Source organism: Kineococcus sp. AC630, assembly GCF_979255925.1.
The window spans coordinates 1-25,708 of the sequence record NZ_CEEDMJ010000012.1 but is presented as its reverse complement, the minus strand read 5'-3'; the positions used below and the strand labels follow the sequence as shown (position 1 = coordinate 25,708).

The 25,708-nt window shown below is 73.6% G+C and carries 24 protein-coding genes; 11 read left to right on the top strand and 13 right to left on the bottom strand.

Going from position 1 to position 25,708, the window contains the following annotated elements; genetic code table 11:
• The first annotated feature begins 94 nt into the window (after positions 1-94).
• The 3 genes from AC0I8G_RS13865 (at position 95) to AC0I8G_RS13855 (ending at position 3,577) form a co-directional block, all read left to right on the top strand.
• Positions 95-1,435: a lactate racemase domain-containing protein gene (locus AC0I8G_RS13865; protein WP_471730428.1), complete on the top strand. Its 1,341-nt coding sequence runs from the start codon at positions 95-97 to the stop codon at positions 1,433-1,435.
• A 43-nt stretch (positions 1,436-1,478) separates the two neighbouring features.
• Positions 1,479-2,654: a Gfo/Idh/MocA family protein gene (locus AC0I8G_RS13860; RefSeq protein ID WP_471730427.1), complete on the top strand. Its 1,176-nt coding sequence runs from the start codon at positions 1,479-1,481 to the stop codon at positions 2,652-2,654.
• A gap of 62 nt (positions 2,655-2,716) precedes the next feature.
• Complete coding sequence (locus AC0I8G_RS13855; protein WP_471730426.1) at positions 2,717-3,577, top strand: sugar phosphate isomerase/epimerase family protein; 861 nt, start codon at positions 2,717-2,719, stop codon at positions 3,575-3,577.
• 6 nt (positions 3,578-3,583) lie between these two features.
• Here the strand turns inward: AC0I8G_RS13855 and AC0I8G_RS13850 are convergent, their stop codons facing one another.
• On the bottom strand, positions 3,584-4,588 hold the full coding sequence (locus AC0I8G_RS13850; RefSeq protein WP_471730425.1) for a YeiH family protein: 1,005 nt from the start codon (positions 4,586-4,588) through the stop codon (positions 3,584-3,586).
• A 142-nt stretch (positions 4,589-4,730) separates the two neighbouring features.
• Between AC0I8G_RS13850 and AC0I8G_RS13845 the strand changes: the two genes are divergently transcribed.
• Complete coding sequence (locus AC0I8G_RS13845) at positions 4,731-5,528, top strand: sugar phosphate isomerase/epimerase family protein (protein WP_471730424.1); 798 nt, start codon at positions 4,731-4,733, stop codon at positions 5,526-5,528.
• 10 nt (positions 5,529-5,538) lie between these two features.
• Here AC0I8G_RS13845 and AC0I8G_RS13840 read toward each other — a convergent pair whose 3' ends face one another.
• Positions 5,539-5,952, bottom strand: a complete 414-nt coding sequence (locus AC0I8G_RS13840) for a DUF1810 domain-containing protein (RefSeq protein WP_471730423.1) — start codon at positions 5,950-5,952, stop codon at positions 5,539-5,541.
• 53 nt (positions 5,953-6,005) lie between these two features.
• Here AC0I8G_RS13840 and serC point away from each other — a divergent pair, with 53 nt between their 5' ends.
• The gene (serC, locus tag AC0I8G_RS13835) at positions 6,006-7,166 is read left to right on the top strand and encodes a phosphoserine transaminase (protein WP_471730422.1); all 1,161 of its coding nucleotides are present in this window, start codon (positions 6,006-6,008) and stop codon (positions 7,164-7,166) included.
• A gap of 32 nt (positions 7,167-7,198) precedes the next feature.
• Positions 7,199-7,498 (top strand): DUF1540 domain-containing protein, encoded by a 300-nt coding sequence (locus tag AC0I8G_RS13830; protein ID WP_328295268.1) that lies wholly within the window; start codon positions 7,199-7,201, stop codon positions 7,496-7,498.
• Here the strand turns inward: AC0I8G_RS13830 and AC0I8G_RS13825 are convergent.
• Entirely contained in the window at positions 7,483-8,673 is a 1,191-nt protein-coding gene (locus AC0I8G_RS13825; protein ID WP_471730421.1) for a class I SAM-dependent methyltransferase, read from the bottom strand. The two genes, AC0I8G_RS13830 and AC0I8G_RS13825, sit on opposite strands and share 16 nt — an antisense overlap.
• Positions 8,674-8,795: 122 nt before the next feature.
• Between AC0I8G_RS13825 and AC0I8G_RS13820 the strand changes: the two genes are divergently transcribed.
• Positions 8,796-9,776 (top strand): hypothetical protein, encoded by a 981-nt coding sequence (locus AC0I8G_RS13820; protein WP_471730420.1) that lies wholly within the window; start codon positions 8,796-8,798, stop codon positions 9,774-9,776.
• A gap of 35 nt (positions 9,777-9,811) precedes the next feature.
• Here AC0I8G_RS13820 and AC0I8G_RS13815 read toward each other — a convergent pair whose 3' ends face one another.
• Positions 9,812-11,098, bottom strand: coding sequence for an MFS transporter (locus tag AC0I8G_RS13815; RefSeq protein WP_471730419.1), 1,287 nt, complete (start codon positions 11,096-11,098; stop codon positions 9,812-9,814).
• On the bottom strand, positions 11,095-11,544 hold the full coding sequence (locus AC0I8G_RS13810) for a MarR family winged helix-turn-helix transcriptional regulator (RefSeq protein ID WP_471730418.1): 450 nt from the start codon (positions 11,542-11,544) through the stop codon (positions 11,095-11,097). Before AC0I8G_RS13810 ends, AC0I8G_RS13815 begins: the two co-directional genes overlap by 4 nt.
• Before the next feature lie 174 nt (positions 11,545-11,718).
• Between AC0I8G_RS13810 and AC0I8G_RS13805 the strand changes: the two genes are divergently transcribed.
• Positions 11,719-13,953 (top strand): putative bifunctional diguanylate cyclase/phosphodiesterase, encoded by a 2,235-nt coding sequence (locus AC0I8G_RS13805; RefSeq protein ID WP_471730417.1) that lies wholly within the window; start codon positions 11,719-11,721, stop codon positions 13,951-13,953.
• Here AC0I8G_RS13805 and AC0I8G_RS13800 read toward each other — a convergent pair.
• Together AC0I8G_RS13800 and AC0I8G_RS13795 are read right to left on the bottom strand one after the other, a co-directional pair.
• Positions 13,927-15,147, bottom strand: coding sequence for an aminotransferase-like domain-containing protein (locus AC0I8G_RS13800; RefSeq protein WP_471730416.1), 1,221 nt, complete (start codon positions 15,145-15,147; stop codon positions 13,927-13,929). The genes AC0I8G_RS13805 and AC0I8G_RS13800 overlap by 27 nt on opposite strands.
• A 113-nt stretch (positions 15,148-15,260) precedes the next feature.
• A complete protein-coding gene (locus tag AC0I8G_RS13795) occupies positions 15,261-16,019 on the bottom strand; it encodes an SDR family NAD(P)-dependent oxidoreductase (RefSeq protein ID WP_471730415.1) in 759 nt (252 codons plus the stop codon).
• 46 nt (positions 16,020-16,065) lie between these two features.
• Here AC0I8G_RS13795 and AC0I8G_RS13790 point away from each other — a divergent pair, with 46 nt between their 5' ends.
• Complete coding sequence (locus AC0I8G_RS13790) at positions 16,066-16,317, top strand: DUF2530 domain-containing protein (RefSeq protein WP_471730414.1); 252 nt, start codon at positions 16,066-16,068, stop codon at positions 16,315-16,317.
• A gap of 6 nt (positions 16,318-16,323) precedes the next feature.
• Here the strand turns inward: AC0I8G_RS13790 and AC0I8G_RS13785 are convergent, their stop codons facing one another.
• The 4 genes from AC0I8G_RS13785 to AC0I8G_RS13770 form a co-directional block, all read right to left on the bottom strand.
• The gene (locus tag AC0I8G_RS13785; protein ID WP_471730561.1) at positions 16,324-19,335 is read right to left on the bottom strand and encodes a sacsin N-terminal ATP-binding-like domain-containing protein; all 3,012 of its coding nucleotides are present in this window, start codon (positions 19,333-19,335) and stop codon (positions 16,324-16,326) included.
• 38 nt (positions 19,336-19,373) lie between these two features.
• On the bottom strand, positions 19,374-20,237 hold the full coding sequence (locus tag AC0I8G_RS13780) for a DUF3027 domain-containing protein (RefSeq protein ID WP_471730413.1): 864 nt from the start codon (positions 20,235-20,237) through the stop codon (positions 19,374-19,376).
• Complete coding sequence (locus AC0I8G_RS13775) at positions 20,234-20,623, bottom strand: cold-shock protein (protein WP_380157520.1); 390 nt, start codon at positions 20,621-20,623, stop codon at positions 20,234-20,236. The genes AC0I8G_RS13780 and AC0I8G_RS13775 overlap by 4 nt, the downstream gene beginning before the upstream one ends.
• A 143-nt stretch (positions 20,624-20,766) precedes the next feature.
• Positions 20,767-21,486, bottom strand: coding sequence for an HAD family hydrolase (locus AC0I8G_RS13770; RefSeq protein WP_471730412.1), 720 nt, complete (start codon positions 21,484-21,486; stop codon positions 20,767-20,769).
• 186 nt (positions 21,487-21,672) lie between these two features.
• Between AC0I8G_RS13770 and AC0I8G_RS13765 the strand changes: the two genes are divergently transcribed.
• Complete coding sequence (locus AC0I8G_RS13765) at positions 21,673-22,296, top strand: superoxide dismutase (RefSeq protein ID WP_328295278.1); 624 nt, start codon at positions 21,673-21,675, stop codon at positions 22,294-22,296.
• 84 nt (positions 22,297-22,380) lie between these two features.
• Here AC0I8G_RS13765 and AC0I8G_RS13760 read toward each other — a convergent pair whose 3' ends face one another.
• Together AC0I8G_RS13760 and AC0I8G_RS13755 are read right to left on the bottom strand one after the other, a co-directional pair.
• Positions 22,381-23,580 (bottom strand): glycoside hydrolase family 76 protein, encoded by a 1,200-nt coding sequence (locus AC0I8G_RS13760; protein ID WP_471730411.1) that lies wholly within the window; start codon positions 23,578-23,580, stop codon positions 22,381-22,383.
• 60 nt (positions 23,581-23,640) lie between these two features.
• Positions 23,641-24,528 carry a LysR family transcriptional regulator gene (locus tag AC0I8G_RS13755; protein ID WP_471730410.1) on the bottom strand — a complete coding sequence of 296 codons (888 nt, stop codon included), beginning with the start codon at positions 24,526-24,528 and terminating at the stop codon, positions 23,641-23,643.
• A gap of 104 nt (positions 24,529-24,632) precedes the next feature.
• Between AC0I8G_RS13755 and AC0I8G_RS13750 the strand changes: the two genes are divergently transcribed.
• Positions 24,633-25,708, top strand: a 1,076-nt coding sequence (locus AC0I8G_RS13750; protein ID WP_471730409.1) for an MFS transporter, incomplete at its 3' end; no start/stop codon positions are given.

Genomic DNA, 25,708 nt, shown 5'->3' with positions numbered 1-25,708 from the left:
CGGTCGCCGCGCCGCGGGCCACTAGTTGCCGGGAGTTGCCACCGCAGGGCGTCCCCCCTCGACAGCCCCGGGTGCCGAGATCCAGGCTCGGCGGGTGAACGTCACCGCGAGACCAGAGTGGGCGGACAGCTACGGCACCGACCCGGGTGATCCCACCCGCGCCGACGTCATCGGCGGCCCGGGCGAACGCCTCGACCCCGCCGCCGTCGACGCCTTCGTCCGCGACGTCGTCACCCGCACCGACGTCGACGGGAAGCGGGTCTGCCTCGTCGTCCCCGACGCCACCCGGAGCTGCCCGCTGCCGCAGCTGCTGCGGGCCGTGCACGCGGGCCTGGCCGATCGGGCGAGCAGCGTCGACGTCGTGATCGCCCTCGGCACCCACCAGGGCATGAGCGAGGAGCAGCTCGCCCGCCACCTCGGCCACCCGGTCGGTGACCCGGAGGCGGTCTACCCGGGGTGGAACGTCGTCAACCACGCCTCGTGGGACCCGGCGACGTTCACCACCCTCGGCACGATCCCCGCGCAGCGCCTGGCCGAACTCACCGGGGGGTTGCTGACGGGGCCGGACGTCGAGGTGGCGATCAACCGCCTCGTCGCCGAGGCCGACGTCGCGCTCGTCGTGGGGCCGGTGTTCCCGCACGAGGTCGTGGGGTTCTCCGGCGGCAACAAGTACTTCTTCCCCGGGGTGTCGGGGCAGCAGGTCATCGACGTCTCGCACTGGGTGGGAGCGCTCATCACCAGCGCCGCGATGATCGGCAGCCGCGGGGTCACCCCCGTGCGCGCCCTGATCAACGAGGCCGCGGCGATGGTCCCCGCGCAGCGCCTCGCCCTGTGCCTCGTCGTCGCGTCCGGCACCGACGTGCTGCACGCCGCGGCCTTCGGCACGCCCGAGGACGCCTGGGCCGCCTGCGCCGAGGTCTCCACGCAGACCCACGTCACCTACCTGGACCGGCCGTTCCGGCGCGTCCTCTCGATCGTCCCCGAGAAGTACGAGGACCTCTGGACCGCCGCGAAGGGTTTCTACAAGCTCGAACCCGTCGTGGCCGACGGGGGCGAACTCATCCTCTACGCGCCGCACATCACGCAGGTGTCGGTCATGCACCCGCACATCACCGAGATCGGGTACCACAACCGCGACTACTTCACGGGGCAGTGGGAGAGGTTCTCCGACCAGCCGTGGGGTGACCTCGCGCACTCCACCCACCTGCGCGGGCAGGGGACCTGGGACGCCGAGCACGGCGAACGCAACCGCGTCACCGTGACGCTGGCGACGGGCATCCCGGAGGACGTCGCCCGGGCGGTGAACCTCGGCTACCTCGACCCGGCGAGCGTGGACGTCGCGGAGTTCCTCGCCGATCCGGACACGTTCGTGGAACCGCACGCCGGTGAGGTCCTGTACCGCCTGCGCGACGCTCCCCTCCCGCCGCCGGCGTGAGACCCCCGACACCCACGACCAGCTCGCACAGGAGGACGTCCGCATGAGCACCACCGTCAGGATCGGGATCGCCGGGTTCGGCACCCAGGGGTCGATGTACGCGAAGTTCGTGGCCGAGGGCCGCGTCGAGGGGATGACCCTGGGCGCGATCGCCGACGTCGACCCGGCCCGGCGCGCCGTCGCCGGCACCGACTTCCCGGACGTGCCGTCGCACGAGGACGTGATCGCCATGCTCGACAGCGGTGACGTCGACGCGGTCGTGACGACCGTGCCGCACTACTTGCACCCGGAGCTGGCGATCGCGGCGATGGAGCGCGGCGTCCACGTGCTCGTCGAGAAGCCCGCCGGCGTCTACGGCCGGCAGGTCGAGCAGATGAACGCCGTCGCCGCGGCCCACCCGGAACTGCGTTTCGGCGTGATGTTCAACCAGCGCAACAACCCGCTCTACCGCCGGCTGAAGGAGATCGTCGAGGCCGGTGAGATCGGCCGCATCATCCGCTCGAACTGGATCATCACCACGTGGTGGCGGCCCCAGGGCTACTACGACCAGAGCGCCTGGCGCGCCACCTGGGGCGGGGAGGGCGGCGGTGTCCTGGTGAACCAGGCTCCGCACCAGCTCGACCTGTGGCAGTGGATCTGCGGGGTGCCGGAGTCGGTCTTCGCCAAGGTGTCCTACGGACTGCAGCGCGACATCGCCGTCGAGGACGAGGTGACCGTCCTCGCCGACTTCGGCGGCGGTTCCACCGGGGTGTTCGTCACCGCGACGCACGACCTCGTGGGCACGGACCGGCTGGAGATCCAGGGCGACGCGGGGAAGATCGTCGTCGAGGGCAGCAAGGTCGCCACCGTGACCCGGCTGCGCGAACCCGAACGCGACCTGTCCGCCGGCCTGGGGATGGACCAGGTCCGGCAGCTGTTCCGGGGGCAGCTGGACTCCACGCAGTTCCACACCCAGGAGACCATTGAGTTCGCCTCGCAGTGGGGCGAGCAGCACGTCGGCGTCCTCGCGAACTTCGCGGCCGCCGTCCTGCACGACGAACCGCTGCTCGCGCCCGGTGCGGACGGACTGCTCGGGGTGCGACTGGCCAACGCAGTGCACCTCTCGAGCTGGACCGGGCAGGAGGTCGGCCTCGACTTCGACGACGACCTCTTCCTGAAGCTGCTCAACGAGCGCATCACCGAGGAGGGCCTCTTCCCGGCCCGGGACACCGGCCGGTGACCTCGGTCGAGGCGTGCGTCGCACGCGACTGAACGATCCGATCGACCGAGAAGGAGCAGGACATGGCGAAGATCGGTGTGCAGGCGATGATGCTGCGCGAGAGCGTGGCCGAGATCGGCGCGTTCGAGACGCTGCGCCGGGTCCGTGAGATCGGGTACGGGGCGATCGAGGTCTCGCAGATCCCGATGACCGAGGACAACGTGGTCCAGCTCGAGAAGGCCCGGGACGAGCTGGGGATCGAGATCGCGGCCCTGTCGGCCGGGTTGACCCCGCAACCGGGTGGGGCCAACGACGCGCTCGAGGGTGACCTCGAGAAGATCGTGGCCGACTGTCGCCGTCTGGGCAGCGACATGGTCCGGATCGGGATGCTGCCCTTCGACTGCATGACGGAGCTGGGCAAGGTCCTGGACTTCTGCGACCGCGCCGAGGCGGCTGCGGCACGCCTGCAGGAGAGCGGCATCCGGCTCTACTACCACAACCACCACATCGAGTTCCTCAAGTTCGATGGTCGCTACATGCTCGACGTCATCGCCGACCGGGCGCCGAACGTGGGGCTCGAACTCGACGTGCACTGGCTGCAGCGCGGTGGGGTGAACCCGGTCGCGGTCATCCAGCAGTACGCCGGCCGGGTCCGGATGGTGCACCTCAAGGACTACCGGATCGGCGAGATCCGGCCTGCGGCCTTCGAGGCCCTCGCCGCGGGCGACCGCGCGGCCTTCATGCGCGAGTTCAGCGACGTCGTGCAGTTCGCGGAGGTGGGGGAGGGGAACCTCGACTTCCCCTCGATCGTCCCGGTCGCCGTCGCGAGCGGCGCGGAGTTCCTGCTCGTCGAGCAGGACCTGCTCTACGGCCGCACGGTCTGGGAGGCGCTGCAGACCTCCCACGACAACCTCGTCGCGATGGGTTTCGCCGATCTGTTCTGAGCGTGCTCAGCCGACGTGCAGGAGTTTCACGCCGGCCAGCGCGATCCCGGCGACCAGCACCCAGGAGCTGAGCCCGAGGACGAGGGACCGCCCACCGGTGCGCACCAGGTGCGGGACGTCGATGCCGGTGCCGAGGGCGAAGAGGGCGGCGACCAGCAGGATCGACTGGATCCGCTGGGCGTCGCCCAGCACGGCGTCGGGGACGACGCCGGTCGCGCGCACGGCGACGGCCACCACGAAGGCGGCGACGAAGAACGGCAGCACGGGCGGGCGCTGCGCGGTGTCGGCCCCGACGGTCCGCCGACGCCGCAGCGCGACGAGGGCGACGAGCGGGGCCAGCAGCAGCACGCGGGAGAGCTTCACGACGACGACCGTGGCGAGGGCGCCGGGGACGCGGTCACCGGTGGCGACGGCCTGACCGACGTCGTGGACGCTGGCGCCCGCCCAGGCCCCGAACTCCTGGACGTCGAGGCCGAAGGGCTGGCGCAGCAGCGGCAGGAAGACGATCGCCAGCGTCCCGCAGAGGGTCACCAGGGCGATCGCGGTGCTGGTGTCCTCGTCGTCGGCGTCCGTCGCCGGGCGGACGGCGGCGATGGCGGAGGCGCCGCAGATGGAGAAGCCCGTCGCCACCAGCAGCGACCGGGCCGGGGGGAGCCCGAGGGCGCGGCCGATGAGCTGGGTCCCGAAGAACGTCACGACGACGACGCCGAGGATGAGGGCGATCCCGCCGAAGCCCAGCGCCGCGATCCCCGCCAGCGGCAGTTGCAGGCCCAGCAGCACCACCGCGATGCGCAGCAGGCGCCGGGAGGCGAACCCCGTCGCGGGCCGCCACTGCGAGCGGAACGTCCCCGTGCTGCGCAGCAGGGCCCCCAGCGCCACGGCCACCGTCGAGGCGGTCAGCGCGTGCAGGACCCCTTCGACCCCGAAGGCGATCGCGGTGGCGGCGGCGATGACGAGCAGGCCGGGCACCAGGGGGCGCACGACGGAACGGGACGGGACACGGAGCACCACCTCAGACTCCTCCTCGTCGCTGGCGTCCGGAAGGCCCGGGGTCGCGTGTCGTCACAGGGGAGGGCTGTGACGTTGACCCTGCGCGAGACCCTGTGCCAGGCTGATCGGGAAAGCGCATTCCAGCAACGACGACGGAGTGACGATGGACCCCGCGCAGCTCAGCCTGAACCAGATCACCGTGAACTCCCTCGGCCTGCCCGAGACCCTCGACGCCTGCGTCCGCCACGACGTCGGCGCCGTGGCGCTCTGGCGCGACAAGATCGCCGCCGTCGGCCTCGACCGGGCCGTGGGACTCGTCGCCGACTCCGGGATCCACGTCAGTTCCGTCTGCCGCGGGGGGATGTTCACCACCGGTGACCCCGCCGACGTCCGGGCCGACAACCGCGCCGCCGTGGACGAGGCGGCGGCGCTGGGCGCGGACGCCCTCGTCCTGGTCTGCGGTCCGCTGACCGATCGCGACCTCGCCGCCGCGCGGGGCCGGGTGCACGACGGCATCGCCGACCTGCTGCCGTACGCCCGCGACCGGGGCGTCTCCCTGGCCATCGAACCGTTGCACCCCATGATGATCGCCGAACGCTCGGTCGTCGTGACGCTGCGCCAGGCCCTCGACCTCTGCGACGACCTCGGTGACGGGGTGGGGGTCGTGGTCGACGCGTACCACGTCTGGTGGGACCCGGACCTCGACGCGCAGCTCGCGCGGGCCCACGGTCGCGTCCGGGGCTACCACGTCTCCGACTGGCTGCCGCGGACCACCGACCTGCTGCTGGACCGCGGGATGATGGGGGACGGCGTGATCGACCTGCCGCGGCTGTCGGGACTGGTCGCCGCGGCCGGCTACGACGGACCCGTGGAGGTGGAGATCCTCTCCTCCCACTGGTGGGCCGAGGACCCCGACGACGTCGTCCGCACCGCCCGCAAGCGGTTCGAGGAGTTCGTCTGACCGGCGCCGCTCAGCCTGCGGAGCCCAGCAGCCGCTCGGTCGCCGGGTCGGTCTCGCCTCCGAAGAACTTCGCCAGGACCAGGTCGAACAGGTCCTCGTCGGAGCAGGCGGCGAAGAGGGTCAGGGAACTGCGGAGCTTCACCTCGTCGACCGCTCCGAAGACCGCGCGGGCGTCGTCGGCCGCACCGTCGAGCAGGACCTGGCAGTTCTCCCGCAGCCTCGCCCCGAGCACCGGGTGGGCGAGGTAGGCGCGGGCCTCCTCCGCTCCGGAGAGCGCGAACTCCACCGAGGTCGGGGAACTCCCCAGCAGCAGCTGCGGGAACTCCCACCACATCCAGTGCGAGGTCTTGCGCCCGGCCCGCAGTTCGGCGAGGGCCCGGTCGTGGGTGGTGTCGGAGGCGGCGACGAAGCGTTCGAGGTCCACTCCGCCATGGTGTCCCTGCGCGGCCGGGCGCGCGCGTGCGGGAGGATCGCGTCGTGAACCTGGACGACCCCGCGCTGCGCATTCCCTCCGAGCTGCTCCCCGGCGACGGCCGGTTCGGCTCCGGGCCCTCCAAGGTGCGGGCCGGGCAGGTGGCCGCCCTCGTCGCCGCCGGCCCGGGGGTCCTCGGGACCTCCCACCGCCAGGAGCCGGTGAAGTCGCTGGTGCGCCGGGTGCGCAGCGGTCTGGCGGAGCTGTTCGCGCTGCCCGACGGCTACGAGGTCGTGCTCGGCAACGGCGGCAGCACCGCGTTCTGGGACGTCGCGGCGCTGTGCCTGGTCCGTGAGCGTTCCCAGCACCTGGTGCTGGGGGAGTTCTCCTCGAAGTTCGCCGCGGCCGTCGCGGCAGCACCCTTCCTCGCCGAACCCGTCGTCGTGCGCGGTGAACCGGGGACCCTGCCCCGCCTGGGGGAGGTCGCCGACGGCGTCGACGTGCTCGCCTGGCCGCACAACGAGACCTCGACCGGGGTGATGGCCCCCGTGCTGCGCCCCGAGGGCCCGACCCCCGCGCAGGGTGGTCCGCTCGTCGTCGTCGACGCGACCTCCGGGGCCGGCGGCCTCGCCGTCGACGTCTCGCAGACCGACGCGTACTACTTCGCGCCGCAGAAGTCCTTCGCCTCCGACGGTGGGCTCTGGATCGCGCTGCTCTCGCCCGCCGCGCTGGACCGGGTCCGCGAGACCGGTGCGTCGGGGCGCTGGACCCCCGCGTCGCTGGACCTGCAGATCGCGGTCGAGAACTCCCGCAAGGACCAGACCTACAACACCCCCGCGGTCGCGACGCTGGTGATGCTCGCCGACCAGGTCGAGTGGATGCTCGCGCAGGGCGGACTGGCGTGGGCGGCGGGCCGCTCCGCGGAATCGGCGGGGATCGTCTACGACTGGGCGGGCTCGCGGGAGTGGGCGCAGCCCTTCGTGACCGAGCCGGCGGCGCGCAGCAACGTCGTCGCGACGATCGACCTGGACGCCTCGATCGACGCGAACGCCGTGCAGGAGGTGCTGCGCAGCAACGGGATCGTCGACGTCTTCCCCTACCGGAGCCTGGGGCGCAACCAGCTGCGGATCGGGATGTTCCCGGCGGTCGACCCCGAGGACGTGCGCGCCCTGACGCGGTGCGTGGACCACGTCGTGCCGGTGCTGAGGACAGGCAGTCCTGCCTAGTCAGGCGCCGGGTGCGTGGCTACGTTCGACGCATGGCGACCGTGAACCTGGACCTGACCCCGATCCACCAGTGCTCCGCCAGCGGCTGCACGTTCAACGCTGACGTCTCCTGCCACGCCCCGACGATCACCGTGGGCGACCACGGCGCGAACCACTGCGGGACCTTCCTCGGCATCCCGGCCAAGCACGGTTCGACGGCCGAGGGCCACGTCGGGGCGTGCCAGCTGAGCGACTGCTCGCACAACTCCGACCTCAGCTGCACCGCCGCGACCATCGAGGTGGGCACCGAGGCCTCTGGTGCGACGAAGTGCCTCACCTACGCGAGCGTCTGACGGACTCCCGCGAGTTCCGGGGCCAGCATCCGGGCCAGGGCGGGTTCCACGCCCCAGGCGCCGGTCAGCGCGTCGAACTCGTCCAGCAGCTCGGCCAGTCGTGAACCCTGCGGACGGCCGGCGCGCACGGCGCGGATCATCGCGTTGCGGGGGGTGTGCGCGGAGTCGATGAACTCGACGACCTCGACGCGGTAGCCGAGCAGTTGCAGCACGAGGCTGCGCAGGGTGTCGGTGAGCACGTCGGCGAAGCGTTCGCGCAGGATCGCGTGCCGCACCAGCGGCGAGGCGTGCCCGGCGATCTGACGCTGCACGTCGCGGTGGCAGCACGGCGCGGCCAGCACCAGGGGAGCGTCCCAGCGCACGGCGCGGGCCAGGGCCTCGTCGGTCGCGGTGTCGCAGGCGTGCAGCGCCATCACGACGTCCGGGGTCGCGTCCGGGAACGGGGTGGCGCCCTCGATGGAGCCGACCGTGAACTCCAGCCCCGGCAGGCCCGCGTCGGCGGCCGCCTTGCGGCCCGTGGCCACGACGTCCGGACGGACGTCGACCCCGACCGTCACGAGCTCCCGCTCGCTCGCGTGCGCCTGCCCGCTGAGCCAGCGGTGCGCCGCGAAGGTCAGGTAGGCGTTGCCGCAGCCGAGGTCGACCGCGCGCAGCACCGGCCCGGACCGCTCGACCACCGCGGGGGTGAGCGGCGCGAGCTGGCGGACGAAGGCCTCGACCTGCCGGCGCTTGTCGCCGCCGGCGCCGAGGACGCGGAACAGCGGGTCGTCGGGGTCGACGAGGCGCTGCTTGCTCCGGTCGTGCTGCTGCGGTCCGGCGGCCTGCCGGGCCGGGGCGCGGTGCACCTGGGCGTCGCCCTTCTTGGTGATCCGGACCTGGACGACCTCGTCCGCCGTCTCCACGTGCAGGTTGCCGTAGGACTGGGAGAGGAGCTCGTCCACCGCAGCCCCCGCGTCGGCCACCGCGACGTTGCGGGTGCTCACGACGGGACCGGTGCGAGCCGTGAACTGCAGGTGCGGCCCGTTCTTCAGCTGCACCGGCCGGACCTCGACCCGCTCCGCCGCCGGCGGTTCCAGCCCCTTGCGACGCCCTGCCGCGACGGCCCGGGCGAGCTGCTCGGTGTCGAGCAGCAGGGCGCGGACGTCGGCGAGGGCGGAGGTGAGCTCGGTGGGCACGCCCCCATTCTCGCCCCGGGCCGGCCCTGCCCTGGACCCCTCACCGTGTGACGTTGCGACCCGTTCGCGGCCTTCGGGCGGGTCGCAACGTCACACGGTGGAGTTGTCCACAACGACGGAGCGTGGTGGGCACCTCCCGGGACATGCTGCGCCGCATGCGGAGCGACGTTCCCGAGCCACTGGTCGGTACCGCCCTGCGGCGCAGCGAGCTGCTGGCCCGTGGGGTGTCCGACAGTCGGCTGCGTGCCCAGGCGGTGCGCAGGCCCTTCCGCGGAGTGCACGCGGACGCGTCGGTGCCGTTCAGCGTCGAGCGGCGGATCCTCGACGTCGTCCCGTTGCTGCCACCGGGTGCCGTCATCGGTGGCTGGGCTGCGGCTCACCTGCACGGAGCGCGTGACCTCGACGGTGTCGTCGCAGGTCGCGAGCTCCCCGTGCTGGTCTGCCTCCCGCGGAACCGGCAGCTGCGACCTCGTCCCGGCATCAGGACCCTGCGGTCGACCCTGGACCCGGACGAGGTCACCTCGGTCAGGGGAGTGCCGGTGACCAGTGGGACCAGGACGGCGGTGGACCTCGCGCGCCTGTCGAGGGAGCCCCGTCGAGGCGTGGTGGCGATCGACGCGCTCTGGGCGACCGGCGCGACGACCGGTCCGGAGGTGACGGCTCACCTGGAGGAGCACCCCCGTCTGCGCGGCGCGCCCGTGGCGCGGGCTGCCGCCGACCTGTCGGTGGCCGGGGTGCGCTCGCCCCAGGAGACCGAGCTGAGGATGATCTGGCGCCTGGACGCCGGGCTGCCGGAACCCCGGGTCAACGTGCGGGTCGTGGACGAGGACGGTCACCACCTCGGGCGTCCCGACCTCCTCGACGAGGAAGCGGGCACGGTGGGCGAGTTCGACGGTCGTGGGCACCTGCTGCTCGACGTCACGACCGTCGACAACGTGCGCCAGGAGGGTCTGGAGCAGGCCGGCCTCGTCGTCGTGCGGTTCACGTCGCTGGACACGAGGTCCGCTGCCCGACGCCGCACGGTGTTCCGTCTCCGGGAGGCCCGACGGCGGGGTCTGGAACGGGTGGGCCTCGGTCCTCGTCGCTGGCACGTGGTGCCCTGACCCGGTCGCGCTGCAGGTGCGGGCCGGGCGAGCGGTCAGGCCGCGGCGGCGTCGCGGGTGCCGGCGTCGATCGGGACGACCCGCAGGTGCGGGGTGTTCTTCAGCGAGTAGCTGACCCGGACCCTGGCGCGGCGCAGCAGGTAGATCCCGACGGCGATCGCGATGAGCATCGAGGGGATCGAGCCGACGAGGATCGACCACGACGGTCCGTAGCGCGTGCCCATCCAGCCGACGACGGGGCCGCCGATCACGGTGCCGCCCTGCATGAGCGACATGTACATCGCCATCACGCGACCCCGCATGCGGGGTTCGGTGCTCATCTGCACGGTCGCGTTGGCGGAGGTCATGAGGGTGAGCGAGGCCAGGCCCATGAACGGCAGCACGAGCAGGTAGAGCGCGTAGGTCGGCATCAGGGCGGCCACCGAGGCGAGCACCCCGAACAGGAACGCGGCCCCGATCACCAGTCGGTAGCGGGGACGTTCGCGGCGTGCGGCGACGAGGGCGCCGGCCAGCGAGCCGACCGCCAGCACCGTCCCCGCGAGGCCGAACCCGGCGGAGTCGGTGTGGAACTTCACACTCGTCATCAGCGCGCTGGTCAGCTGGAAGTTCAGCCCGAACGTCCCGATGACCCCGACGAGGGCGAAGATCGCCAGCAGGTCGGGACGGGCCCGGACGTAGGCCAGCCCCTCCTTCATGCCTCCCGTCCCCTTGGCGGCCCGCTCCCGCGGGACGGGGTGGGCGGGGCGCATCAGGTGCAGCATGAACATCGGGGCGATGAAGGACAACGCGTTGAGGAGGAACACCGGTCCCGTCCCGATCCAGGCGATCAGGACGCCCGCGAGGGCGGGGCCGATCAGCCGGGCGGAGTTGAACGAGGCGGAGTTCAGGCCGATCGCGTTCGGCAGGTCCTCGCGCGGGACGAGCTGGCTGACGAAGGTCTGGCGCACCGGCCCGTCGATCGCGGAGACGCAGCCGAGGAGCACGGCCAGGACGTAGACGTGCCAGAGCTCGGCCCGCCCGGACAGCACGAGGGCGGCCATGACGAGTCCGAGGAAGCCCATCGCCGCCTGCGTCAGCATCAGCGTGCGGCGCTGCGGGAAGCGGTCGGCGATGGTCCCCGCGATGGGCGCGAGCACCAGGATCGGACCGAACTGCAGGCCCGTGGTGATCCCGCCCGCGGTGCCCGACCCGTGGGTGAGGACCTGGATGACGAGCCAGTCCTGGGCGACGCGCTGCATCCAGGTGCCGGTGTTGGAGATGACGGCGCCACCGGCCCACAGCCGGTAGTCGCGGTGCCGCAGGGATCGGAAGGTCTGGTTCACTCGCTGATCACCGTGCGCAGGATGCGGGCGGCCTCGGCGAGGGTGGCGCGTTCCGCCTCGGTCAGGCTCTCGAGCCGCCGGCTCAGCCAGGCCGCGCGTCGGGCCCGCGTCTCCTCGACCACCTCCCGGCCGCGCTCGGTGACCGAGATCAGGACCTGGCGACCGTCGTCGGGGTGGTCGGTGCGGGTGACCAGTCCCTGCTCGACGAGACCGGCGATCGTGCGGGTCATCGACGGGGGGCGCACGTGCTCGGCCTCGGCGAGTTCCCCGGGCGTGCGCGGACCCTGCGTGAACAGGTGCGCCAGCACCGAGAACTGCGCGTCGGAGAGTTCGTCGACGCTCTTCTGCGCCCGCAACCGCCGGGCCGTCCGCAGCAGCGAGACGCGGAGGTCCACCGCGAGCTGGTCGAGGGCAGTGGGGTTCGGATCGGTACGGGCGGCAGGCACGACGTCGAGCTTAGTCGTTAGGGCGGCTAATTACCAACGGCAACCAGTTGGGTGGTGGACCTGTGAGAATCGCACCGAGCTTCCGTGGGGGCCTACGGCGCGTTAGAGTCGGTGACGTTGCGTAGTGGTTCGGCGGGCGTTCCTGTCCCGTGGCGCGGAGGGTGGAGCGGACGAGTGAGTGGATCCCCGGCGGCCTCGGCCACCCGCAGAGCACGACGGGCCCTGGAACGTGCCGCGGCGGCCGTCGCCGAGCAGCAGGCGCACGACGACGGCTCCGTGCACGTCGACCTCGACGAGGAGTCCGACCTGGTCGTGCGGACGACGGTCACGACCCACCTCAACGCCGGTGCCGCCCTGCTGCGGGCCCAGCGCCGCTTCGCGGAGTCCCGGGACCTCACCTCCCTGGCCGAGGAGCTCGTCTCCGAGGTCCACCGCTGCGGCCACCAGCGCGTCCTGCTGCTGGAGACCGTCGCCCGCTCCCGCCACCGCGAACTCGAGGTGCTGGCCGCGCGCGGGGACATCCTGCTCGTCCAGGGCCGCCGGATCACCGGCAGCGACCTCACCCGGATGTCCCCGTCCGCCGTCGTCGAACTCGTCCCCGGTCACCCGCTGGCCCCGCGCCTCGCGGTCTGGGGGGTCGCCGACACCACCACGCCCACGCTCGAGGTGCTCGCCGCCGCCGGCGGGGCCTCCTGGCGGGCCCTCGTCGCCACCGCCGACGCCCAGCGCGCCGACCGCGAGTCCACCAGCGCGCAGCTGCTGCTGTCCGGAGCGCTGCGCCTCGCCGGGCTCGGCTCCTGGTCGTGGGACCCCGTGACGGGGGTCCTCCGCCTCGACGACCGGTTGCGGGAGATGCTGGGGCGCAACGCCTCCGACCCGGACCCCGACCTCGAGACCTGGCGGGCCGGCGTCCACCCCGACGACCGCGGCCCCTTCACCGGGGTCGAGGACCCCGCCGCGCACGCCGGGACCTCCGCGCCCTACCCCTTCCGCGTCCGCTCCACCGACGGCACCGAGCGCACGTTCCTCGGGATGAGCGTCCCCCTGGCCACGACGAGTTCCAGCGTCGTGCAGGGTCTCGTCCTGGACGTCTCGGCGGGGGAGAAGTCGACCGGGGAACTCGTCCGGCTCGCCCAGTGCGACTCCCTCACGGGCCTGGCCAACCGCTCCGTCATGGACATGCGCCTCGCGGAGGCCCTCGAGAAGGCGACCGCCGTCGACGCCGTCGCCCTCGTCCTGCTCGACCTCGACCGCTTCAAGCTCGTCAACGACACCCTCGGCCACCAGATCGGCGACGCCCTGCTGCGCCAGGTCGCCGTGCGCCTCGAGGACGCCGCCCCGCCCGGGGCGACCCTGGCCCGCCTCGGGGGCGACGAGTTCGTCGTGATGGTCCCGGGGATCACCCGTCCCGAGGCGGCCTCGATCATGGCCCGCGACCTGCTCCGCCGACTCCGCTCGCCCATGCTGCTGCCCGGGTTGCCGGAACCCTTCGTGTGCACCTCCAGCGCCGGGATCGCCGTCGGGCACCAGGGCACCGCCGACGACCTGTTCCGCAGCGCGGACATGGCGCTCTACCGCGCCAAGGACGGCGGCCGGGACCGCGTCGCCGTCTACGACTCCGCCATGCGGGAGCAGGCCCAGGCCCGCCGCGACGCCGAGCACCGCGTCCGCCGGGCCCTGCGCACCGACGGGCTGCGCGTGGTCTGGCAACCCATCGTCGACCTGCGCGACAACCGCAGGCTCGTCGCCGCCGAGGCCCTCGTCCGCCTCGAGGACCCGGTCGAGGGACTGCTGGAGCCCAAGCACTTCGTCGACACCGCCGAGGACACCGGCCTGATCGTCGACGTCGACACCTGGGTCCTCGGCGAGGCGCTGCGGCAGCTGCGGGAGTGGCGTCGCGCCGACGTCGACCTCCAGGTCTCCTTCAACGTCTCCGGCAAGACCCTCGAGCACCCCGCGTTCGCGCACCGCCTCGCTCACAGCGTCGAGTCCACCGGTGCCGCCGGCACGTCCCTGCTCTGCGAGGTCACCGAGCGGACCCTCATCGACCTCTCCAGCACGACCCGGGCCAGCCTCGGGGAACTGCGCAGCATGGGCGCGCGCGTCGGCCTCGACGACTTCGGCACGGGGTACTCCTCGTTGTCCTACCTCGACCGGTTCCCGCTCAGCTTCCTCAAGATCGACATGAGCTTCGTCCGACCGCTGGGAACCTCCGACCGCGCCGAGGCCGTCGTCCGGGCGCTCATCAGCCTCGCCCACGCCCACGGCATGGTCGTCACGGCCGAAGGCGTGGAGACCGAGCTCCAGGCGACCATGCTGCAGGACATGGGCTGCGACCGCGGGCAGGGCTACCTCTTCGGGCGGCCCGTGGACGCCTCGCTGCTACCGGTGGGGATCCTCGGCGCGTAGCACCGCCCCCAGCCGGGCGACCCCCGCGGCGATCCGGTCCGGCGCGTGGGTCGTGAACGACACCCGCAACGTCGCCCGGTCGGGCGCCCCGGCGAAGAACGAGGCCCCCGGCACGAACGCCACCCCCGCCGCCAGCGCCGCGGGCAGCAGCGTCGCCGTGTCCAGGCTCGCGTCGGGGTCCGGCAGACGGACCCAGGTGAACATCCCGCCGTCCGGGCGCGACCAGGAACTCCCGGCCGGGAGTTCCGCCGCCAGGGCGGCCAGCAGGGTGTCGCGGCGCTCGCGGTAGGCGGTGACGACCCGGGCGACGTGGGCGTCGAGGTCGGTGTGGGCCAGGTAGTCCGCGGCGGCGGCCTGGTCGATCGTGGAGGTCTGCAGGTCCGCGGCCTGCTTCGCGACGACGACCGCCGGGCGCAGCGCCCCCGGGATCCGGGCCCAGCCCAGCCGCAACCCCGGCGCCCCGATCTTGGAGAAGCTGCCGAGGTGCACGCACCGGTCCGCCAGCAGGGGGTCGGCGGCCAGCGCGGTCACGTGTTCACCGGAGTAGCGGAGTTCGCCGTAGGGGTCGTCCTCGACGATCCACGTCCCGTGCTCCGCGGCGAGTTCCGCGATCCGGGTCCGGCGCGGCGCGGACAGGGTCCGGCCGGTGGGGTTCGCGAAGTTGGGGACGAGGTACAGGACGCTCGGGCGGTGCTCCCGGAAGACCTCCTCGACCGACTCCGGGATCGCGCCGTCCTCGTCGGAGGCGATGCCCACGACGCGGGCTCCGGCCAGCGAGAACGTCTGCAGCGCAGCGAGGTAGCTCGGTTCCTCGACGGCGACGACGCTGCCGGGTTCCAGCAGGGCGGTCGTGAGCAACGTGAGGGCCTGCTGCGAACCCGTCGTGATCAGCAGGTCGTCGGGACCGGTGGGCACCCCCCGGCGGGTCAGCCGGGCGGCGACGAGTTCCCGCAGTTCCGGGTCACCCTCGGTGGCCGCGTACTGCAGGTTCCGCCGTCCTGCCGGACCGGACAGCGCACGGACGAAGGACTCCCGCAGGCCGTCGACGTCGAAGAGTTCCGCCGCGGGCAGACCACCGGCGAAGGAGATGACGTCCTCGTCGCCGACCAGGGCCAGCAGGTCGCGGACGGGGGAGGAACGCACCCCGGCCAGTCGGGAACTGACCGGGGCGGGCGGGATCGAGCGTGTGGTCACGGGGAGCTCCTCGGCGCGGGTGACGGGACTCGTGCCGTGGCGCGACGGGTCGTGGCGTCGCGGCGCGGCGCGCACGGTGACGCGGCCGGGGTGAGGAGCGTTCGCGACCGAGCCTACCGGCGGAGCACGTGGGCGGCGTCGGCCTGCTGGACCGGGCGCATGACGATCTTGTCCAGGTCGACGTGCGGCGGGCGGGTGACGGCGAAGGCGATGACGTCGGCGACGTCGTCCGCGCTCAGCGGGGTGAGCCCGTCGTATACCTTGTCGGCCGCCTCCTGGCTGCCGAGGCGGACCAGCGAGAACTCCGTCTCGACCATGCCCGGGGCGATCTCGGTGACGCGGACGGGGTCGCCCAGCAGTTCCTGGCGCATGGTGCGGCACAGGGCGTTCACCCCGTGCTTCACCGCCGTGTAGCCGCCGCCGCCGGGGTAGACCTCGAACCCGGCGATGGAACCCAGGACGACGACGTGGCCGTTGCCGCCGCGGCGCATCCCGTCCAGCAGGGCCTGGTGGACGCGCAGGACCCCGACGACGTTGATGTCGTACATGGCCTTCCAGCCCTCGGGGTCACCGTTCTCGACCGTGTCGGAACCGAAGGCGCCCCCGGCGGAGTGCACGACGACGTCCACGTCGCCGACCTGCGCGGCCATCGCGGCCACCGATGCGTCGTCGGTCACGTCGAGGGCGACAGCACGGCCACCGACCTCGGCGGCCAGTTCCTCGAGGCGGTCCACGCGACGGGCGGCGGCGATGGTCGAGAACCCGGCGGCCGCCAGCGCGCGCACGGTGGCGGCGCCGATGCCGCTGCTGGCTCCCGTCACGAGGGCGGTTCGCTGGGTGGGAGGTTCCGTGGTCTGCGGTGCAAGCGCCATGCGGGTCATCCCAGCAGATCGTGCGCGGGGGGAGGACACTGGCCCCGTGCCGTTGTTCCTCCCGCCGTCCAAGGCGAAACCGCCGCCTCCGCCGCTGCGCACCGACGACCGTCGGGCCGTGCTCGTCGGACTCGGGGTGTGGGCGGTCCTGCTCGTCGTCGCCCTCGCGGTGCCCGAGGTCCGCGGCACGGGCGAGGGACGCTGGCTCGGCTCGTGCGTGGCGGGTCTGCTGCTCGGCGTCATCGGCCTGGCCTTCCTGCACCGCCGCGACAAGCGGACCCCGCCCCCGTCGGCCTGACGTCGCTCAGGGGAGGCCGGGGAGCTCCACGCCCAGCACGGCGGCCGGTGAGTCGGTGGTCAGGAGTTCGGTGAGGGCCCCGCGCAACGGCCACGCACCCGCGACCTGCGCCAGCCCGCAGGCCGCGGCGGCCGGGTCGACCGCGATCACCTCGTCCTGCGCGGTCACCCAGAAGCGCACCGGCTGTCCGTCGCACCGCAACGAGGTCACCTGCGACCAGGTCGCCGGGACGCCCGCGGCGAGGACGCCGACCGTCGCGGGGACCGGGCGCGACTCCCCGGCAGGGTGCTCCAGACGGCCCGCGCCGCGGTCGGAGCTGAGGTCGATCTCCAGCAGGTCCGCGACCGCGGTCGCCGCGGCGGCGGGGACCAGCAGCCGGGGCCCCAGGTCGGTGCGCTGGGCCCACGCGGGGGAGTCGACCACGACGACGTCGTCCGCCTCGGCCACGACCACCGCACCGGCCGCGTCGAGGGCGGCGAACCGTTGCGGCGCAGCGAAGACCGCCTCCTGCGCGGAGTGACCCAGCAGGGCCCAGAGCAGCATCAGGTCGACGGCGGCCGGGGGGGAGTCGGCGCTGGCCCGCAGCAACCCGGGGAGGTCGTCGGCGCTCGCGCTCGCCAGGTCGGGGAGCACGCCGAGGGCACGCCGGGCGAGCGGGGGCAGCGGCGCGACCCACTCCGGGGCGAGCGGCAGCCACGGCGGGGCCGCACCGTCGGGGGCGCGGGACACGTCGGGCAGCGGGCCGTGACGGCGCAGCCACCACGCCACCAGACCCTGACGCCGGTGCGCGCCGAGCGTCCACGGACCGGTCAGGGCCTGCAGCCCCGTCGGTGACCCCGCGAGGTCGGCCAGCACCTCGGGCCAGGCGTCGAGGACCAGGTCCAGGTCGCGGACGACGACGACGTCGGCCACGAGGGCCTCGCCCTCCTCCACCAGGTCCGCCCAGACGTCCTCGACGTAGTCGGCGAAACCCGCCAGCCCCGCGTCGTCGGCTCCCTCGAGGTCGTTCAGGTCGAGTTCGGCGACGTGGGTGAGGGCCGGGCCGGACAGCACCCCGACGGCCCGCAGGACGTCGGACCCCCACTCCTGCAGCGTCTCCGGAGCCACCGGGGTGACGTCGTCGGGGTCGAAGGCCCGCTCCGCCAGCGTCCCGGGCAGCAGCAGCGCGCCGGCCGGCGCGAGGTCGTCCTCGACGTCGGGCAGGGCCAGGTCGGCCAGCCAGGGCAGTTCCCGCGCCGTCCGCAGGACCGTCTCCTCCTCGGCCGCGGAGCCCGGGTGGGAGCCGATGACGGCGGCGACGAGGTCGAGGACCGCCGCGGCGACCTCGTCGGGGTCCTCGGCGTCGGGGGAGGTCGCCACCGCGGCGCGCACCGCCGGGTCGGTGAGCACGGCCCACGCCCCGCCCTCACGGGCCCCGAGCCGCACCAGCAGCTCCCGCGCCGGCCCCTGCGAGGCGGCCGGGTCCACGACCCGCAGACCGTGCGCGGCGAAGACCTGCGCGGCCTGCGTCCCGAGGAGGTCGGGGTCGTCGAGCAGGACCGTCCCGCGGGCCCCGTGGACGCGTCGCCCGTCGAGCAGCGGGACGGGCAGCCCGGACATCGCCTCCCGCGCGGAGGGGTCCGCGGCGAGCGGGGCCAGCGCGGCGAACAGCTCGCGGCTGCCCTCGGCGTCCAGACCGGGCAGCAGGTCCAGCACGTCGGCCAGACCGAGGCGCGTCACCCCGAGCTCGGTGAGCAGGCGGTCCACCGCGCGCGGTGCCGCCACGAGACCGGCCAGCGCCGGGGCGAGGGCCCCGAGCAGGGCGGGGTCGTCCGCTCCTGCACCGGTGAGCGCCACCGCGGAACTCGGCCGCAGCAGCATCGGTGCGCCGTCGACGCGTTCCACCGCACTCAGCACGGGGGCGTCCCGGGCGCGGTCGAGGACGCGCAGCCGCAGCTCGGCGTCGACGCGACCCGCCGCGGCGCCGTAGGGCAGCAGGGCGAGGGCGTCCCCGCCGTCGCCGGCGAGTTCGCTGAGCAGCGCGCAGAAGGCGTCGGCGGCGGCGTCGAGGAGGACGTCCGCGGCCCGTCCCGGCGCGATCCGGCGCCGGTCGGGACCCAGCGGGAACGTGGCCACCAGCACCGCGGGCCACGGGAGGTCCTCGTCGGTCGGGGTCGGGGCGCACACGACCCCGGGCGTGCGGGCCGCCGCCACGGTGGGCAGCGCCCAGGTCAGCTGCCAGCCGAGGCGCCGCCGGTCCTCGACCCCGCGGTCGGCGAGGTCGGCGGGGTCGTGGCGACCGCTGCGGCGCAGGACCCGCCACCGCTCGTGGACGTCGGCGAGGCGACGAGGGGCCGCACCCGGGACCTCCACGACGATCTCGGCCAGCGCCGGCAGGGCCAGCAGCAGCACGTCGTCGACACCCCCGAGGGACCCCGTGAGCAGCGCCTCGACCGCGTCCCGCGCGTCGGCGTCGCGCAGCGGCAGCTCCACGACGGTGTCGTAGCCCGCGGGGACGGCCGCTGCGTCGGGAGCGGGGAACGGCAGCCGCAGGGCCGGGACGTGACCGTCACGACCGTCCACCTCGGCGACCAGCGCGGCGGAGCCCCGTGACCTCAGCAGGTCGGCGGAGGCGCTGCGGGAGAAGCGGACGGCACCCTGGACCGAGCGGATCGCGGGATCGTCGCAGACCGCGAGCACGGCGGCGAAACCCACGCCGAACCGGCCGACGACCGTCGTGGCCGGGTCCCGCTTGGCGCTCGCCCGCAGCGTCGCGAGACCCTGCACGCCGGCGGCGTCCAGCGGGGTGCCGGTGTTCGCGGCCAGCAACCGGCCCGGACCCCCGGCCGGGTCGTCGAGCAGGCGCAGCAGCAGCCGGCCCTCGACGCCCGCGGCCGACGCGGCGTCCGCCGCGTTCTGGGCGAGCTCGACGACGAGCCGGTCGCGGTAGGCGCCGAGGGAGGCGTCCTCCTCGGCGTTGGCGTCCTCGCGCAGCCGCGCGGGGGAGTCGTTCCAGGCGGCGAGGACGCGGGCGCGCAGGGTGGCAGTGCCGAACGGATCGACCCCGTGGGCGTCGGTCAGCTGCCGGCTCCGGCGGTGAGCCCGTCCTCGAGCGGCTCGTCGGCGCCCGTCCCCGAGGGAACCAGCTCCAGCCCCTCCGGGTCGAGGTCGTCGATCAGCGGGACGGCGGGGGCGTCCGCGGTGACCTCGACGTCGGTCTCGCTGTGCGCGCCGCAGCCGTGGTCCAGGCTCACGACCCGTGCGTCCTCGGGGGACCACTCGTTCGCGCAGACGCCGAAGACCTGACGCAACGAGCCGGCGAGCGGGAGGAAGTACCCGCAGGTCGAGCAGGGCGCCTTGGCGTGCTCGGTGATCTCGTTCTTCGGGCCGCGGTCACCCTCGTACCAGCGGGTCGCGGCCTCGTCGCGGCCCGCCAGGTTCAGGACGCGCTCGCGACCCAGACCGAGTTCCCAGAGGGCGAGCTCGTCGGCGTCGGCGTTGCTGGTCCACTCGTAGCCCGGGTCGAGGAGGGGGTCGTCCTCCCGGAGCGGCAGCGTGTCCTGCGGGCCGACGTCGCCGGGGGCGATGCGCTGGTCCCAGGGCAGCCACGTCGGCGCCTGCAGGGCGTCCTCGCCGGGCAGCAGGCAGACCTCGTTGACCGTCACGTTCTTCGCGCGGGAGGCGCGGGTCACGGTGACCGTCCAGCGCCAGCCGCGGTAGCCCGGCAGCAGGCACGCGAAGGCGTGGCTGACGATGCGGTCGCCCTCGGCGGAGGCGTCGAGGTGCTCACCCACGCTGCCCGCCTCGGCGACGTCCTCGGCCGCGGCGCGCGCGAGCTCGACGGCACCGCCGGCAGCGGCGTCGAGGGAGGGCTTGCGGGCGCGCTTCGCCCTCTTCGCCCCGGGAGCGGTGTCCGCGGTGTCCGCGGTGTCCTCGCTCACGCGCCGGCCTCGAGGTCGTCGGCGACGGCGCGCAGGACGGTCGCGAACTTCCCCGCGGCGTTCTTGTCGGGGTAGCGACCCCGGCGCAGCGTGCCGGAGACGCCGTCGAGCAGCTTGATGAGGTCCTCCACGATCGGGACCATGTCCTCGGGCTTCTTCCGCGTGGCGCGGGCGACGGAGTGCACCGGGTCGAGCAGGCGCACCGAGAGTGCCTGCGTCCCGTTCTTGCCCTGCACGACGCCGAACTCGACGCGGCTGCCCTTGGACAGCGTCGCCGTGCCCGTGGGCAGCGCGGAGGCGTGCACGAAGACCTCGGCGCCGTCCTCGGCGGCGAGGAAGCCGAATCCCTTGTCGGCGTCGAACCACTTGACCTTGCCAGTCGGCACAGGAACCTTCTCCAGTTTGCGGTGCGGGCGCTGCGGGGTGTCCGCGCGCTCCGGCGGGTGTGCGTTCGGTGTCGTGAGAGCCGGCTGCGGTGCACCCGCGGGCGAGGAGCCCGGGACGCGCCGTACCGGCGGTCCCCCCCAGGTTAACGGGGGAGGGGGACCGCGCGCTTCCCGTTCTGCAGGTCGGCGGCGTGGGTGGCGAGCCAGTCGGGGAAGTCCTCCAGGCCGGCGAGCACCACGTCGGCTCCCGCGTCGAGCAGCGCGGCCCCGTCGTGGGAGCCGGTCGTGACCGCCACGGAGACGGCTCCGGCCACCTGCGCGGCCCGGACGTCGCCCGGGTGGTCGCCCACGTAGGCCGTCGCTCCGAGCTCGGCGAGCCGCTGCCCCTTGGCCTCGGCGAAGAGGTCGCCGGTCACGTCGGTGTCCTCGACCGCCCCGGCGAGGCCGGTGACCGAGAGGACGCGGTGCACGTTCGGGGTGTGCTTGGCGCTGACGACGACGCTGCGCCCACCGTGCGCAGCCGGTGCGGCGAGGGCCGCGGCGGCAGCGGGGTAGGCGCGCACCGAGGCGATCCCCAGGGAGGGGTAGAGCTGTCGGTAGCGCGCGGTGAGGGTCTCGATCGTCGCCGCGGGCGTCCCCGGGGCGAGGCCCGCGAGGATGAGCTCGAGCGGCATCCCGGCGTAGGGCCAGGTGTCCGCGGCGGTGACGGTGATGCCGACCTCGGCGAGCACGGCCCGCAGGGTCGCGGTGATCCCGTCGCTGGAGTCGACCAGCGTCATGTCCAGGTCGAAGCCGACGACCGGGACGCCGGCCGCGGGGGCGTCCCGGCTCGGGTCCCCGACGGCCTCGGGCACGGTGCTCATGGCCCCAGCGTAGGTGCTCGTCCCGGGCCGACCCCGGCGCGCCGGGGGTGATCACGCGGTGAGACGCTTTCCACCGCCGGTTGCGCACGCCTCGTGGCTGCGCGATGGTCACGGTGCGAGGCGGGGTCGGTGCCGCCGGCTCTCGTCCCACGCACGTCACGTTGACGAGGAGTGAAGAGGAAACGCATGGCTGACTACACGCTTCCGGACCTTCCCTACGACTACTCCGCGCTCGAACCCCACATCTCCGGGGCGATCATGGAGCTGCACCACGACAAGCACCACGCCACCTACGTGGCCGGGGCCAACACCGCCCTGCAGAAGCTGGCCGAAGCCCGCTCCAGCGACGACTTCGCCACCGTGAACCTGCACGAGAAGAACCTCGCGTTCAACCTCGGCGGCCACGTCAACCACTCCGTCTTCTGGCCCAACCTCTCCCCCGACGGCGGCGACAAGCCGGTCGGTGAGCTCGCCGCGGCCATCGACGACAGCTTCGGCTCCTTCGAGGGCTTCCAGAAGCACTTCACCGCCACCGCGCTGGGCATCCAGGGCTCCGGCTGGTCGATCCTGGCCTGGGACTCCATCGGGCAGAAGCTGGTCAACGTCCAGCTCTACGACCAGCAGTCCAACATCGCCCTGGGTCTGGTGCCGGTGCTGGTGCTGGACATGTGGGAGCACGCCTTCTACCTGGACTACAAGAACGTGAAGCCGGACTACGTCAAGGCCTGGTGGAACGTCGCGAACTGGGCGGACGCGGCCTCGCGCTTCGAGCGTGCGCGCACCCAGACCGTGGGCCTCATCGTCCCCTGAGGACCCCGCAGCGCCGAGCGACCCCCCACCGTGCGGTGGGGGGTCTTCTCGTTCCCGGACCGGTCACCCCGGAGGGGCCTCGCGTCAGTACAGCGTCGCGTGGTCGGCGGGGTCCCAGGCCAGCACCGCGAACACCTGCACCACCGCGGCCTGCTCGAGCAGCTGGGTGGAACCGTCCAGCACGCCGTCGTGCGGGAAGTGGAACAACCCGGTGGCGGGGTCGCGGCGGTGGCGCCAGACCCGCTCCGCGTAGGCCGCCATCGCGTTCCGGTAGGTGCAGCCGCCGACGACGGACTCGAGCAGCATCAGGTTCTTGAACCAGATCGAGTTGAAGAACGGCGGGTGGTCGTCGACGCGACCGCCGTCGACGAAGTAGGCGATCGAGGCGTCGGCGACGCGGCGCGCCTCGCGCAGGTACCTGCGCTCACCGGTCACCCGGTGGAACAGGGTGTTCACCCCGACGGGAACCCCTTGGTTGTAGGACCAGACCGTCGGTTCGATCGTCCCGTCGAGGCCGAGGTGGTCGGAGTACAGGCCGTCGGGACGTTGCAGGTACCGGTTGGTCCAGGTGTAGTACTTCTGCGCGCGGTCCAGGTAGCGGCGTTCGCCGGTGAACTGGAACAACCTCAGCGCGAGTTCGGCCCCGGGCATGTTCGACACGGTGTTGCGGTCGGTGCTCCACGGCGCCTGCGTCCAGAACACCCCGCCGGGATCGGCGTGCGTTGGGTCGACGTCCCAGCCGGACTCGACGAGGTCGGAGATCCTGCGCGCCTCGCGCAGGGCGGTGGGGTTCGGTGCCATCCCGTGGGCCTGGACGTCGAGCAGTCCCACCCACTCGTTGTCGTCGTAGAACAGGTCGCCGCCGCCGGCGTACGGGGGGAGCGGGGCGGAGGCGAACCCGGGGAGACCGGTCGTTCCGGCGCTCGTCCAGTAGAGCTGCTGCGCCGCAGTTAGATCGCGCAGGTCGTGGCGGTAGCGACGGCCCGCGCCGCCGGGGATCCCCATCAGGTCGAGGGCCGCCACGTGGGCCTGCGAGAACGGCCACTCGTAGGAGTACGCCGGGTCGTCGGGACCCACGGGGAGCTGTTCGCGGAACAGTCCCGAGCCGTCGTCCACGCTGAAGCGGTCGAGCAGGGCCCGCCAGGCGCTCCCGGCCCGGTCGGCCCAGGGGGAACCCCGGTCGGCGGCCCGGGCCGCGGGGGCGAGGGTTCCGGTGGCCGTGGTGGCGGCGATGCCGGTGAGGATCGTGCGTCGGGTGAGGTTCTTCCGGGTGAGGTTCTGCACGGAGCACTCCAGACGTCGGTGTCGAGGCCTGAGAACGTTCTCACCGTGAGTTGCGAGTGGTCAACCACCCTCGCGGTTCAGGTGCCCACGGAGTTCGGCGAGGAACGCCCGGGTCGCGGCCGACGACCCGGGCCCCGCGTGCAGGACGCAACTGCGCCGGGCGGGCCCGTCCGTGACGGCCAGGGTGTGCACCCCCTGGGCCGGGCCCACCGCGGAGGCCGGGAGCAGGGCCACCCCGAGGCCGCAGCGGACGAGGTCCAGCAGCAGCGGGAGGTCGTCGGTCTCCACCACGACGTCGCGGGCGAGGCGGGCCGCGGTGAAGGCCTCGTCGCTCTGGCGCCGTCCGCCCGTACCCGCCGGGAAGTCGACGAAGGGCAGGCCGGCGAGGTCGCGCAGGCGGACCCGTCGGCGCGTCCGCAGCGGGTGCCCGGCGGCGACGACGGCGACGTGCGGTTCGGTGGCGAGCACCTCGACCTCCACGCCCGTGGGTGGGGAGTCCAGCGGGAACCCGGCGACGCCGACGTCCAGGGTCCCCGCCGCCACCTGGGCCAGGGACACCTCGCTGCTGTGCACGGTGACGGTGGCGCGGATCCCGGGGTGACTGCGGTGCAGCGCGGCGAGCACCTCGTGGATCCGCAGGTCGGGCAGCGTGGGGATCGTGCCGATCCGCAGCCGGCCCTCGATCGCGCCGGAGGCCGCGACCACGTCGGTGCGCAACCGGTCGAGTTCCGCGAGCACCGCGCGGGCGCGGGGGAGCACCGCCTCACCGGCCGCGGTGAGCCGGACCCGTCGGCTGGTGCGCTCGAAGAGCGGGGTCCCGAGCTCCTCCTCGAGGGTCGCGACCTGGTGGCTGACGGCCGACTGCGCGATGCCGAGGTCGGTGGCGGCCCGGGTGAAGTGCAGGCCGTCGGCGACGGCGAGGACGCAGCGCAGCTGCAGGGGGGTCACCGGCCGACGGTACCCCCGGCGGCACCCGTCGATCGCGATGTGCGATCGATCGAGCCGGTTCGACCGCTTGGACAGTCGTACCCGGGGCAGACGACGATGGGGTCGTGCTGACCCGACCGCTCCTGCTCGTCATGGCCGTCGCCACCGGACTCACCGTCGGGGGGAACTACGTCAACCAGCCGCTGCTGGACACCATCGCGGGCGACCTCGCCGTCAGCGACGGCCGTGCCGCGGCCCTGGTGACCGTGGCCCAGGTCTCCTACGGCCTCGGGCTGCTGCTCGTCGTCCCGCTGGGGGACCTGCTGGAGCGTCGCCGGCTGCTCACCGTCCTGGCGCTGCTCGCGGCGGCCGGGCACGCCGTCTGCGCGCTCGCCCCGAACTACGCCGTGCTCGTGCTCGGGACCGCGATCGCGGGGGTGTTCTCCGTCGCGGCTCAGGTCCTCGTCCCCTTCGCGGCGGAACTGGCCGAACCCGGCCGGGAGGGTCGCGCCGTCGGGACGGTCATGAGCGGGCTGCTCATCGGGGCCCTGCTGGCGCGCAGCGTCTCGGGTGCGCTGGCGCAGGTCGCGGGCTGGCACGCGCCCTACGCCGTGGTCGCGGTCGGTCTGGTGGTCATCGCGGTGGTCCTGCGGCGCAAGCTGCCCAGCAGCGTCCCGCAGGCCACGGGCGGCTACCTCGCCACGCTGCGGTCCGGGGCCCGTCTCGTCGCGGAGCTCCCGCGGTTGCGGACCCGCGCCCTGCTGGGCGGACTGGGCTTCGCCGGGATCTCGGTGCTGTTCGCGACGACGACGTTCCTGCTGGCCGGTCCGCGGTTCGGGATGTCGGAGCTCGAGATCGGCCTCGTCGGCCTCGCCGGGGTGGCGGGGGCGTCGATGGCCTCGGTCGCCGGCCGGATGGCCGACGCCGGTCGCGGTCAGCTCACCACGGGGATCGGGGCCGTCGGGCTCGTGCTCACCTGGGGGCTGCTGGGGTTGTCCGCCTCGACGTGGCTGACGTCGCTGCTGCTCTTCGTCCTGGGGTTCGGGCTGGCCGACATGTTCCTGCAGGCCGTCCACGTCTCGAACCAGAACGTCGTCTACCCCCTGCGCCCGGCGGCCCGCTCCCGGCTGAACTCCGTCTACATGACGACGTACTTCGTCGGCGGCGCGCTCGGGTCCGCGGTGGGCTCGGCGGCCTGGGG